The sequence below is a fragment of the Streptomyces sp. NPDC051320 genome (genome assembly GCF_040682175.1).
Classification (GTDB): Bacteria; Actinomycetota; Actinomycetes; order Streptomycetales; family Streptomycetaceae; genus Streptomyces.
This window is the reverse complement of the sequence record NZ_JBFBAL010000003.1, coordinates 219,367-230,859: the sequence shown is the minus strand read 5'-3', so window position 1 is coordinate 230,859 and position 11,493 is coordinate 219,367. Positions and strand designations below refer to the sequence as shown.

Annotated in this window: 10 protein-coding genes and 1 pseudogene; 8 read left to right on the top strand and 3 right to left on the bottom strand. The window is 68.3% G+C overall.

Annotated elements, in window-relative coordinates; all coding sequences use genetic code 11:
- Nucleotides 1-58: 58 nt before the first annotated feature.
- The 7 genes and pseudogenes from AB0M87_RS08780 to AB0M87_RS08750 all read left to right on the top strand — a co-directional run bounded on the left by AB0M87_RS08780 (nucleotide 59) and on the right by AB0M87_RS08750 (nucleotide 8,456).
- A pseudogene (locus AB0M87_RS08780) lies at nucleotides 59-942 on the top strand (aminoglycoside phosphotransferase family protein).
- Between the two features lie 211 nt (nucleotides 943-1,153).
- On the top strand, nucleotides 1,154-3,046 hold the full coding sequence (locus tag AB0M87_RS08775; protein WP_365851193.1) for an arabinofuranosidase catalytic domain-containing protein: 1,893 nt from the start codon (nucleotides 1,154-1,156) through the stop codon (nucleotides 3,044-3,046).
- A 131-nt stretch (nucleotides 3,047-3,177) separates the two neighbouring features.
- Nucleotides 3,178-4,179: a LacI family DNA-binding transcriptional regulator gene (locus tag AB0M87_RS08770; protein ID WP_365851192.1), complete on the top strand. Its 1,002-nt coding sequence runs from the start codon at nucleotides 3,178-3,180 to the stop codon at nucleotides 4,177-4,179.
- 79 nt (nucleotides 4,180-4,258) lie between these two features.
- Nucleotides 4,259-5,470 carry an extracellular solute-binding protein gene (locus AB0M87_RS08765; protein WP_365851191.1) on the top strand — a complete coding sequence of 404 codons (1,212 nt, stop codon included), beginning with the start codon at nucleotides 4,259-4,261 and terminating at the stop codon, nucleotides 5,468-5,470.
- Between the two features lie 7 nt (nucleotides 5,471-5,477).
- The gene (locus tag AB0M87_RS08760) at nucleotides 5,478-6,635 is read left to right on the top strand and encodes an ABC transporter ATP-binding protein (RefSeq protein ID WP_365851190.1); all 1,158 of its coding nucleotides are present in this window, start codon (nucleotides 5,478-5,480) and stop codon (nucleotides 6,633-6,635) included.
- A complete protein-coding gene (locus AB0M87_RS08755; RefSeq protein WP_365851189.1) occupies nucleotides 6,632-7,540 on the top strand; it encodes a sugar ABC transporter permease in 909 nt (302 codons plus the stop codon). Before AB0M87_RS08760 ends, AB0M87_RS08755 begins: the two co-directional genes overlap by 4 nt.
- 1 nt (nucleotide 7,541) lies before the next feature.
- Nucleotides 7,542-8,456 (top strand): ABC transporter permease, encoded by a 915-nt coding sequence (locus AB0M87_RS08750; RefSeq protein ID WP_365851188.1) that lies wholly within the window; start codon nucleotides 7,542-7,544, stop codon nucleotides 8,454-8,456.
- A gap of 119 nt (nucleotides 8,457-8,575) precedes the next feature.
- On the opposite strand, the gene AB0M87_RS08745 is transcribed toward AB0M87_RS08750, so the two are convergent.
- The gene (locus tag AB0M87_RS08745; protein WP_365851187.1) at nucleotides 8,576-8,905 is read right to left on the bottom strand and encodes a hypothetical protein; all 330 of its coding nucleotides are present in this window, start codon (nucleotides 8,903-8,905) and stop codon (nucleotides 8,576-8,578) included.
- 9 nt (nucleotides 8,906-8,914) lie between these two features.
- Complete coding sequence (locus AB0M87_RS08740) at nucleotides 8,915-9,421, bottom strand: hypothetical protein (protein WP_365851186.1); 507 nt, start codon at nucleotides 9,419-9,421, stop codon at nucleotides 8,915-8,917.
- 322 nt (nucleotides 9,422-9,743) lie between these two features.
- Between AB0M87_RS08740 and AB0M87_RS08735 the strand changes: the two genes are divergently transcribed.
- On the top strand, nucleotides 9,744-10,403 hold the full coding sequence (locus AB0M87_RS08735; protein ID WP_365851470.1) for a 4'-phosphopantetheinyl transferase superfamily protein: 660 nt from the start codon (nucleotides 9,744-9,746) through the stop codon (nucleotides 10,401-10,403).
- Nucleotides 10,404-10,584: 181 nt separating this feature from the next.
- Here the strand turns inward: AB0M87_RS08735 and AB0M87_RS08730 are convergent, their stop codons facing one another.
- A complete protein-coding gene (locus tag AB0M87_RS08730; protein WP_365851185.1) occupies nucleotides 10,585-11,370 on the bottom strand; it encodes a DeoR/GlpR family DNA-binding transcription regulator in 786 nt (261 codons plus the stop codon).
- Between the last annotated feature and the right edge of the window lie 123 nt (nucleotides 11,371-11,493).

Here is an 11,493-nt window from a genome sequence, read left to right as displayed (position 1 = left end):
CACTGTGATAGGCCTTCGCTGCCCGCCGCGCGGAGCGGGCCGACCGCAGGAGTCGTTCTTGGTAACCGGGAGAAGTACGGCGACCCGCCCCGTGATCGATTCCGCACTGGCCAGGCGGCTCGTCGATACGCAGTTCCCTCACTGGGCGGAGCTGCCGCTGGCACTGCTCGACCCGGCCGGCTCCGACCATGTGATCCACCGGCTGGGAGAGGAGCTGTCTGTGCGGCTGCCCCGCCATGCAGGGGCCGTCGGCCAGACCGAGAAGGAGGCGGAGTGGCTGCCCCGGCTCACCCCGCGCCTGCCCCTGGCTGTCCCCGTGCCGGTGGGCGTGGGCGAGCCGGACTTCGGCTATCCGTGGCCGTGGTCGGTATCGCGCTGGCTGGACGGTGAGACGGCGACCGTCGAGATGCTGGCCGGCTCCACCCGGTCCGCCGTCCAACTTGCGGAGTTCTGACCGCCCTTCAGGGGCTCACACCCGAGGGAGGCCCGGTCCACGGCGGAGCCGATGATCTCATCGCTCGAGACGGCGCGACCCGGGCCGCTATCGCCCGGGTCGACGGGCTGTTCGACACTGCGGCCATGACCGAGCTGTGGGACGCGGCACTGAGCGCTCCCGGATGGGAGCACCCTCCGGTGTGGTTTCACGGTGACTTCCACACCGGCAATCTGCTCACCGTGGACGGCCATCTCAGCGCGGTCATCGACTTCGGCGGGCTCGGCGTCGGCGACCCGGCCTGTGATCTGACCATCGCCTTCACGCTGATGTCGGCCGGAAGCCGGGCCGCTTTCCGCTCCGCGCTCGGCGTGGACGACGCCACCTGGACCCGGGGGCGCGGCTGGGCTTTGGCCACGGGCCTGAACGCGTACTCCGCTTATGCCGCCACCGACCCACGGGTCGCCGCGCAGACCACCCGGCAGATCAGCGAAGCCCTCATCGGCTAGGCGGCCGCCAGGGGTCCGCATCGGGGGCTCCGGAGCCCGGGGAAAGCAACACGTTCGCACATCGCCGCCAAGGCGGAGAAAACCAAAGCAACAAACATTGACCCAATCGACCAGTGCGCGTAGCTTCTGGTCCAGTCCAACCGCCCGGCGGCGTCAACTCGCGGGCCGCGTAGATGAGTTAGCTCCCTTCCCCCCAATCCAGGAGCATGCCATGCGCACAAAGAGATCTGCTGCTGCGAGAGCCGTCCAGGGCACGGTGATTCGACGAGTCCACCGGTACTGGCACGCACTGTTGTCGACCGTGGCGGCCGTCGGGCTCGTTGTCGGGGCTCTGATCAGCCTCCCCGGCACGGCGCAGGCCGCCGGTTCGCTGCCGTGCGACATCTACGGCGCCGCCGGTACCCCGTGCGTCGCCGCGCACAGCACCGTGCGCGCCCTCGTCTCGTCGTACAACGGCCCCCTGTACCGGGTCACCCGCGCGTCGGACGGGGCCACCGCCGCCATCGGACTGCTGTCCCAGGGCGGTTACGCCAATGCCGAGCAGCAGGACACGTTCTGCGGGAACAGTACGTGCGCCATCACGAAGGTCTACGACCAGACCTCGCGGCACAACGACCTCACCCCGGGGCCCGCGGGCACCGCGGGCATGGGCGCCGATCGTGGGGCGGACGCGAGTGAGCTATCGGTCACGGCCGGCGGCCACAAGGTGTACGGCATCTGGATCTCTCCGGGGGTCGGTTACCGCTCCACCGGAGCCGCGTCCGGCGTCGCCGTGAACGGCCAGGCCGAGGGCGCCTACATGGTGGCCAGCGGTACGCACGTGGGCTCAGCCTGCTGCTTCGACTACGGCAACGCGGAGAGCACCCCCGCCGACACCGGCAACGGCCACATGGACGCCGTGTCCATCGCCACCACCTGCTACTTCGCACCGTGCACCGGATCGGGTCCCTGGGTCGAGGCCGACCTGGAGAACGGCATGTTCCAGGGGGACAACGGCTCCAACACCGCGAACACCGGCAACAACAGCACGTACGTCACCGCCATGCTGAAGAACGACGGGCAGACCACCTACGCGTTGAAGGGCGGCAACGCACAGTCCGGCGGCCTCAGGACCCAATGGGACGGCGCTCTGCCGACGCGGGGCGGCTACCGGCCGATGCAGCAGGAGGGCGGCATCATCCTCGGCACCGGCGGTGACAACAGCAACTGGAACATGGGCACGTTCTTCGAGGGCGTGATGGTCTCCGGCTACCCCACCAACGCCGCCGAGAACGCGGTCCAGGCGAACATCGTCTCGGTCGGCTACTCGGGCCAGACCAGCGTGCCCAACGGTCCGCAGGGAACGATCACCGGCCCGGGCGGCCAGTGCGTCGACGTCGCCGCGGACGACACCGGCAGGAACGGAACCTCGGTCCAGCTGTGGAACTGCCAGTCCTACGCCGAGGACCAGCACTGGACGCACAACCCGAACGGTTCCCTCAGCACGATCGGCCGCTGCCTGGACATCAACGGGAACGGCACCGCCAACGGCACCCAGGTCGAGCTCTGGGACTGCAACGGGGTGGGCGGCCAGAAGTGGGTGCAGCGTACTGACGGCTCGCTCTTCAACCCGCAGTCCGGCCGCTGCCTGGACTCGCCCAACGGCGCGACGGCCAACGGCACCCGGCTGCGGATCTGGGACTGCAACGGCTCACCGGCCCAGCGGTTCTCCGTCAACGCGGGCGCTCCGATCGCCGGTCCCGGCGGTAAGTGCACCGACGTGGCCGCCGACGACTCCGGCACCAACGGCACCGCGGTCCAGCTGTGGGACTGCCAGTCCTGGGCGGTGGACCAGCACTGGTACCACAACTCCAACGGCTCGCTGCGGACGCTCGGCCGCTGTCTGGACATCGTCGGCAACGGCACCGCCGACGGTACGAAGGTCGAGCTGTGGGACTGCGACGGTGCCGGCGGGCAGGTCTGGAACCAGCAGGCCGACGGCTCGCTGATCAACCCGCAGTCCGGCCGCTGCCTGGACGCACCCAACGGCGTCACGGCCAACGGCACCCGCCTGCAGATCGCGAACTGCAACGGCACCGCCGCCCAGAGGTTCGCCCTGAACTGAGATCCCGCGGCGCCGGTCCGGGTACGGGGGCGCACGGCGGGGTCACTCACCGTCCGGCTCTGCTACTTTTCGGAGTCGAGAAAGCGGTATCCCGGCCGTGCGGGCCCTGGGCGTACAAGGAGTGGCTCCTGATGGTTGCCTCGAATCGCGCCAGAAGGGTCACGATCGGCGATGTCGCCCGGGAGGCGGGTACCTCGGTCGCGACCGTATCCCGGGTGCTGAACGGGGTCGACACGGTGGCCCCCGTCCTCGCCGAGCGGGTCAGACTGGCCATCGGCGGGCTCGGCTACCGGCCGAGCGCCGCCGCACAGGACCTGGCGCGCGGCCGGTCGGGCACGATCGGCGTGCTGGTCCCGGATCTGGCCAATCCGTACTTCCACGACGTCATCAAGTCGGTCTCCCTGCTGGTCCGTTCCACCGGCAGCCGGGTGCTGGTGATGGACTCCGACGAGGACGCGGACGTGGAGCGCGAACTGTCCGAGGACCTGATCCGTTATGCGGACGGGCTGCTGCTCTGCTCGCCTCGGATGCCGCGCGCCGACCTGGCCGCGCTGGTGGGCCGGGGCGTCCCGATGCTGGTCACCAACCGTGACGTCGCGGGCCTGGCGCTGCACTCGATCAACGTCGACTGCTTCGGCGGCATCATGGCCGTCTGCGGGCATCTTGCCCGGCTCGGCCACCGCAAAGTGGTCTACCTGGAGGGCCCGGAGAACGCCTGGGCCCATCACGAGCGGCGGCGAGCCCTCGCGGGCGCAGAGGCGTTCGGTGTCGAGGTGTGCTCGGTGCCCTGCGGTTCCACCACGGACGAAGGGTACGAGAAGGCCCCGGCAGCGCTGGAGAGCGGCGCCACGGCGGTGATCGCGTACAACGACTTCGTGGCGATCGGCGTGCTCGCCCGCTTCTTCGAACTGGGCGTGAACGTCCCTCAGGACATGTCGCTGACCGGCTTCGACGAGATCGACATGGCCCGGTTCTCCGCCCCGTCGCTCACCACGGTAGCGGTTCCGCGGGACCGGCTGGGGCGGCTCGCAGGCGAGACGCTGGGCCGGATCATGTCCGGCGAGGAGCACATCGAGCCGGAGACCGTACCGGTTGAGCTGCGGGTTCGCAGTTCGACCGGTGCACCGTCTTGACAGGGCTCCTGACGGGGTGGAGCTTGTTCGCGACACCAGGCCGAGAAAGCGCTATCTCATCAGAGGGGTGCGAGTCTCCATGTCCCGTCCACTGCACCGCCGTTCGGCAAGGATCGCACTCGCGGGACTGCTGTTCGTGGTGGCAGCCGCAGCATGCGGCGCACCCGACTCCGGGGGCTCGAACTCCAAGGACGAGTCCCCGCAGCAGGTCCCCGCGAAGCCCGCCAAGCCGGTCACGCTCAACATCCTCGACGTCGCAGGCAACCTCCAGCTCACCCAGGGCATGATCGATGCCTTCGTCAAGCAGCACCCGGACATCATCAGCAAGGTCACCTACTCCAAGGCCCCCGCCCCCGATCTGGCCGGCAAGATCAAGGCGCAGCAGCAAGCGGGCCGGGTCCAGATCGACCTGGTACTCACCGGCACCGACGGACTCTCCGCAGGACTCTCGCAGAAGCTGTGGAGCTCCATGACGGGCTATCAGTCCCGGATCGGTACGCCGGACTACCTGGCGCCCGCCGCCGACATGCAGAAGCTCGCCCAGGGCCACGGCACCGCCGTCGTCTACTACCCCTCGGGCCCGCTCGTCGAGTTCAACCCCGACAAGGTGACGGGCGCGCCGAAGAGTCCCGCGGACCTGCTCGCCTGGGCCAAGGCCCACCCGAAGAAGTTCCAGTACGCCGACCCGGCCAACTCGGGCCCCGGCCGCACCTTCCTGATGGGGTTGCCGTACCTGCTGGGTGACAAGGACCCGGGCGACCCGGTGCACGGCTGGGACAAGACCTGGAAGTACCTCAAGGAGCTCGACAAGTACGTCGGTGTCTACCCCTCGGGCACGGCCGAACTGATGAAGAACCTGGCATCCGGCCAGGACGACATGGTGATGTCGACGACCGGCTGGTACATCAATCCCCGGGCGCTCGGCACCGTGCCGAAGAAGATGAAGGTCGGCCACTTCGACAACATGACCTGGGTGACCGACGCGCAGTACGCGGTCGTTCCCCGGGGCGTCAGTGCCGACACCATGTCCGCGGCGCTTCAGCTCATCAAGTGGATGCTCACGCCCGAGCAGCAGGCGAAGGCATACGACGACGGCTACTTCTACCCGGGTCCGGCGGTGAAGAACGTGCCGGTCTCCATGGCCCCGGAGAAGTCGCAGCAGGTACTGAAGGACTACGGCGACCCGGCATTCGACCAGTGGATCGACCAGTTCCCGAAGAAGCCCTCGCTGCCCGCAGCCCAGCAGGTCAAGGCATTCGACATATGGAACCGCGAAGTCGCGGGCCGGTAGGGGAATGATGTCCCGTTTCGCCACGCTCAGGCTGGACAAGGTATCCCGCAGTTTCGGCCGGCACGCGGCACTGCGCGAGCTCGAACTGGAGATCACGGGCGGCGAGTTCGTCGCCCTCCTCGGCCCGTCCGGGTGCGGCAAGTCCACCGCTCTGAACTGCCTGGCGGGGCTCCTCCCGCTCACCGGCGGCGCCATCAGGATCGACGGCGAGCGCATCGACCAACTCGCCCCGGAGCGCCGCGGCTTCGGCATGGTCTTCCAGAACTACGCGCTCTTTCCGCACCTCACCGTGCACGGCAATGTCGCCTTCGGGCTGAAGATGGCCAAGGTCGCGAAGGCCGAGATGGTCCGCCGAGCGGACCGCGCGCTGGAGATGGTGCAGCTGACCGAGCACGCGCACAAGCGCCCCGGCCAGCTCTCCGGCGGTCAGCAGCAGCGCGTGGCCATCGCCCGCGCCATCGTCCTGGAGCCCAGGCTGGTGCTCATGGACGAGCCGCTCTCCAACCTCGACGCGGCGCTCCGCCTGGAGATGCGCACCGAGATCAGACGGCTGCACCAGAGCCTCGGCCTCACCACGGTGTACGTCACCCACGACCAGGAGGAGGCACTCTCCCTCGCGGACCGGCTCGTCGTCATGCGGGACGGAATCATGCAGCAGGTCGGCACCCCCGAGGAGGTCTACGGGCAGCCCGCCAACCGTTATGTGGCCGGCTTCATGGGGTACCGCAACATGCTGGACGTCACGGTCACCGCTGCGCAGGACGGCGACCGCCTCGTGCTCCGGCTCGCGGACACCCCGCTCACCGGACTCGGCCGGGACGCCCTCGTGGCGGGCGGCCGCGGTGTCGCAGCGATCCGCCCCGAGGACCTGGACGTCGCGGACGAGGACACCACGGGCGCCGTCAGTGCGGCCATCGAGGTCGTGGAATACCACGGTCGTGAACTCGCCGTGCAGGCCAGGCTGTCGGACGGCCAGCCGGTGCACTTCCGTACCGGAAGCAGACTCGCCCCGGGCGACCGGGTGTGGCTCGCGGCCGCGGCCGAGCGGGTACTGGTCTTCGACGGACGGGACGGGAATGACGGGCAGAACACACAGGCCGCACCGGACAACCCCGGCGCCGCCGCTTCGCCGGATCCGGCGCAGCGCAAGTCGGTGATCTCATGACGGCCCGGGGGACGGCGCCGGTCCGGGCCAGACCGGCGCTGCGCCACCGGCTCGCCGAACGCGGCGTCGACCGCACCCTGATCCTGCTCGTACCGGGCGCGCTGCTGCTCGTCGTGCTCTTCTGCTATCCGTTCCTGTACGGACTCCAGTTGTCCTTCCAGCCGCAGAAGGGCGGCGGCGCCCTCGCCAACTACCGGCAGTTCTTCTCGGATCCCTATCTGCGCGAGACGATCTGGATCACCCTGCGACTGGCCGTGCCCGTCGCTCTGGTGAACTGCCTCGCCGCGGTGCCCGTGGCCTTCCGGACCCGCGGTGCCTTTCGCGGACGGCGGCTCGTCACCACGCTGCTGGTCATGCCGATCACGCTCGGCACGGTGCTCACCGCGGAGGGCCTGCTCGGCTATCTCGGCCCCAACGGATGGCTCAACAAGGCCCTGATGGACATCGGGCTCATCGACCAGCCGCTGGCCCTGGTGCACAACTACTGGGGTGTGTTCGCCTCGCTGGTCATCACCGGTTTCCCCTTCGCGTATCTGCTCACTCTCTCTTACCTCACCGGCATCGACCCCAGTCTCGAACAGGCGGCAGCCACGCTCGGGGCGAACAAGCGGCAGCGCATCCGCCATGTGATGGTCCCGCTGCTCGCACCCGGTCTCGCGGTCACCTTCTGCCTCTCCTTCGTACTGGCCTTCGCCGTCTTCCCGTCCGCGCAACTCGTCGGCGACCCGCGGGGGAGCACCCATGTGATCTCGATCGAGGCCTACCAGGCGGCCTTCCAGAAGTTCGACTACTCGCTCGGTTCGGCGATCGCCATGGTGATGGCCGCGGTGATGATGGCGGTCGTACTCCTGGTGCTGGCCTGGCGCTCGATGCTGTACCGCGGCTCGACGGGAGGCAAGGGCTGAGATGGCCGACGTACTGGACTCGCACGGCACACACGACCCACTGACGACACCCACACCCACCCCGGGGACACCGGTGCGCGCGGGACGCCGTTTCGGACGGCCCGTCACCTGGGTGACGGCGCTCGTCTTCGGTTTCTTCTTCATCAACCTCGCGGGCGTCATCGGCGTGCCGCTCGTCGACTCCTTCGGCACGCGCTGGTTCACCAGTTGGCTGCCCGACGGCTGGACCACGAAGTGGTACGGCTCGGCCTGGGGGGAGTTCTCCCTCGGTCAGGTCTTCTGGAGCACCGCGCTGACCGCTGTTCTGGTGGTCGCCATCTCGGTGATCGTGGGCGTGCCCGCGGCGTACGCGCTCGCCAGGCGAAGGTTTCCCGGCAAGCGGCTCGTGATGCTGCTCTTCCTGCTGCCGATCCTCGTACCGCCGATCACCTACGGCATTCCGCTCGCCACCGTTCTCTACAAGTTCCAGCTGGCGGGCACCCTGACCGGTGTGGTGCTGGCCAACCTGGTGCCATCGGTGCCGTTCGTGGTGCTCACGATGACGCCGTTCATCGAGCAGATCGACCCACGGATCGAGGCGGCGGCCCGGATGTGCGGGGCCGGGACGACCTCGGTGCTGCTGCGGATCCTCGCGCCGCTGCTGGTGCCCGGCATCCTGGCCGCGTCCGTGCTCGTCCTGGTCAGGACGGTCGGCATGTTCGAGCTGACCTTCCTCACCGCAGGACCCGACAGTCAGACGCTCGTCGTCGCGCTGTACTACGCGGCGTTCTCCGCGGGGATCCGCACCCAGCAGTCGATCGACGCGATGGCCGTGATGTACACGGCGTCAATGCTGGTGCTGCTGGTGATCGCGCTGCGCTACGTCAACCCGACGCAGTTGGTCACCCGGGTCAAGGAGGACACCAAGGCCGGCTGAGCCGGCACCTCTCGGCAGGGTGGGGGCGTCCCGGCTCCGACGTGCGGGCCACCACCCGGAAGCGCGGGGGCCGCGGGGCCGGTGCGACGCACGCGTCACACCGGCCCCCGGCGCGGAGCTCAAGCAATCCGCCTTCCCCTGCGTGCGGATGCTTTCTCCCTGTCCTTGGTGTGCCACCAATCGAACAGGTTGGTTCGCACCAGGAGTTCGAGCGTCTGCATGGCTCCCTCGCTGAGGTCTCCGCTCACAAGGCTCGCGTCAGGTCCGTCGTAGGTGAACGACACCTGCCAGGTTTCCTCGGACGCGCGCACATCTAGTTCGATGAGCAACGCCGGATGGACCGAGTGCACGCGAACAGCGAGGACGTCGATGGGGACGCCCGGCCCTTGCCTCTGTGTTCCCGACATACGAGCGGCAAGCTGTTCTTCTACCTGTTCCGATGTGGCCATACGTCAGTCTCAGCATTTCACCGTGCGCGTCGTGGACGGCGCGAAGGACGTGTATTCGTACGTGGCGGTGATGATTCCCTGGGGGCTTACGTTTCCGCCGCCTCCGTAGGGCCCGGAATTCATGACCACCTTGAAGTTCTTGACGGGCTTGGGCTTGCAGGTGTTCGACGGCTTGTACCTGTAGATCACGCCGGGGGAGGTCTGATACCCCTTCCACAAGGTGTCCGCAATCTTGTTCTTGAAACTCTGATTCCACCGTCCGTGTGCGGCGATGTGGTTGTAGCCCCAGCTCTTTGTTCCGCATCGCAGCAGCACCTTTTGGGGTCCTCGATAAAAGGTGAAGACTACCTTCCGATAGTTCTGCCGCTTGCAGGGATTGGCTGCGGCGGCAGATTGCGAGGAGCTGTTGTGTGAAGCCTGCGTGGCTGCGTCGGCGGGCGCCGGGCCGGCGAAAAGGAGCGTCGTGCCGAATAAAGCGGCAAGGAACATGCTCGGTTTCCGGTAGGTGCTCTGCATGGGTGCCCCACTCTCGTCGCCGTTCCCCGTCCCGGGGTCGTATGCCCAGACCCTGTCGCAGAGGGATGCGGAGTGCCAGAGGAGGCATCAATGCGAAGAATCACACGCGGTTGACGGGACGGATGCGCTGAGTTACCCGTCTGACTGAGGATGGCGGAGCTTCCGTATCGGCTGGAAAGCGCCAAATCGACCATGTACCGGCTTCGCCGCCGGCGGACCACGGAGAATGACCGCCATGAGCGCTCCCGAGGGCACCGAGAACCCCGAGACGGCCGAGAAGACGTCCGCATCCGCGACGAGAGGTGAAGACCGGCGAGGGGGAATGGAACACCTGCTGCCCAGCCCGGTGGTGACGGTTGAGTCGTTCGGCGAGCCCGCGGTGCTGCCGCCGCTGTTCCCCGAGGAGGAACTGCTCGTTGTCCGGGCGGTGCACAAGCGCAGGGCCGAGTTCGCCTCGGTGCGGGCCTGTGCCCGTACGGCGCTGGGCAGGCTGGGCGTGGCGCCGGTTCCGATCCTGCGTGGTCCGAAGGGCGAGCCGCGCTGGCCGGACGGGATCGTTGGCACCATGACGCACTGCGACGGGTTCCGGGCCGCGGCGGTGGCCCGTGCGGACGAAGTCGTGTCGATCGGTATGGACGCGGAGCCGAACGAACCGATGCCGGGCGCTGGTGAGTTGCTGCTGGTGACGCTTGCCGAGGAGCGGGCGTGGCTGCCGGCGCTGGCCGCGGAGTATCCCGAAGTGTGCTGGGAACGCCTGGTCTTCAGCGCCAAGGAGAGCGTGTACAAGGCCTGGTATCCGATGACCCGTCGCTGGCTCGGCTTCGACGAGGCCGCCATCACGGTGGATCCGGTCGCGGGTACGTTTTCGGCCCGGCTGCTGGTGCCGGGGCCGTTGCTGGATGGGCGCCGGCCGGCCGGTTTCGAGGGGAGGTGGGCGGTGCGTGACGGGCTGATTCGTACGGCTGTCGCTGTCGGCCTCTGACAGCAGCATGCCCGCGACCATGCCTGCCGAGTGCGCGACATCGACGTGGTGCACGGCTTGGCCGGCGGCTCCGCCTCGCACGTCCATGCCAGGGGCGGACCCCATGCTGTACGGCGAACCGCCCCGCAGGGAGCCGGTGACGCGGCTTGCGCCGCGTCGGGTCGGCAGCGCGACCGGACACTCACACGGTGATGACCTCGACACCCGCATCGGTGAAGAGGCCGGCCATCTCCTGCGGGATTCCGGTGTCGGTGACCAGGGTGTCCACCTGATCGGTGGTACAGATCCGGGCGAAGGCGCGGGTGCCGAGCTTGGTGGAGTCGGCCGCGACGACCACCCGTTCGGCGCGCTCGCACAGCAGCCGGTTGATTCCGGCCTCGTCCTCGTGGTGCGCTGCGGCGCCGTGGACCACATCGAAGGCGTTCACGCCGAGCACGGCGGTGTCCATGGTGATCTGGCCGAGGACGCCGTCGGCGAGCGGACCGATGAGTTCGTACGACTGCGGACGGGCCACCCCGCCGGTGATCACGATCTTGAACTGCGGCCTGATGGCGAGCTCGTTGGCGATGTTGAGCGCGTTGGTCACGATGGTGAGCGCCGGGGTGCCGGATGCCAGGTCCGGGCGTAGAGCGAGAGCGCGGGCGACCTCTGTCGTCGTGGTGCCGCCGGTGAGGCCGACCGCCTCCCCGGTGGTGATCAGTTCGGCGACCGCCTGGGCGATGCGCTGCTTCTCGGAGGCCCGCCGAGCCGTTTTGTAACGGAGCGGGAGTTCGTAGCTGACGCCGTGGACGACCGCGCCGCCCCGGGTGCGTACGAGCATCTGCTGTTGTGCGAGCTGGTCGAAATCGCGCCGGATGGTGGCGGCGGAGACATTCAGTGCGACGGCCGCTTCCTCGACGTCGAGGCGGCCCTGCTCGACGAGCAGTTCCAGGAGTTCCTTCCAGCGGGCGTCGCGGGACTGTGACATCTTTCGCGCTCTCCTCTTCGGCCCTCGTCGGCCGATCGCAGTGACCTTAGCCCAGAGACCTCTGTGTGCTTGATTCTGCTTGAAACATGGCAGTATCTTGCATCAATGAGCATGCACGCGGAG

Excerpts from the sequence above, each read along its gene's own strand:
- AB0M87_RS08775 (WP_365851193.1), top strand. The coding sequence starts at position 1,154 with ATGCGCACAAAGAGATCTGCTGCTGCGAGAGCCGTCCAGGGCACGGTG.
- AB0M87_RS08730 (WP_365851185.1), bottom strand. The coding sequence starts at position 11,370 with ATGTCACAGTCCCGCGACGCCCGCTGGAAGGAACTCCTGGAACTGCTC.
- AB0M87_RS08765 (WP_365851191.1), top strand. The coding sequence starts at position 4,259 with ATGTCCCGTCCACTGCACCGCCGTTCGGCAAGGATCGCACTCGCGGGA.
- AB0M87_RS08750 (WP_365851188.1), top strand. The coding sequence starts at position 7,542 with ATGGCCGACGTACTGGACTCGCACGGCACACACGACCCACTGACGACA.
- AB0M87_RS08745 (WP_365851187.1), bottom strand. The coding sequence starts at position 8,905 with ATGGCCACATCGGAACAGGTAGAAGAACAGCTTGCCGCTCGTATGTCG.
- AB0M87_RS08760 (WP_365851190.1), top strand. The coding sequence starts at position 5,478 with ATGTCCCGTTTCGCCACGCTCAGGCTGGACAAGGTATCCCGCAGTTTC.
- AB0M87_RS08755 (WP_365851189.1), top strand. The coding sequence starts at position 6,632 with ATGACGGCCCGGGGGACGGCGCCGGTCCGGGCCAGACCGGCGCTGCGC.
- AB0M87_RS08740 (WP_365851186.1), bottom strand. The coding sequence starts at position 9,421 with ATGCAGAGCACCTACCGGAAACCGAGCATGTTCCTTGCCGCTTTATTC.
- AB0M87_RS08735 (WP_365851470.1), top strand. The coding sequence starts at position 9,744 with ATGGAACACCTGCTGCCCAGCCCGGTGGTGACGGTTGAGTCGTTCGGC.
- AB0M87_RS08770 (WP_365851192.1), top strand. The coding sequence starts at position 3,178 with ATGGTTGCCTCGAATCGCGCCAGAAGGGTCACGATCGGCGATGTCGCC.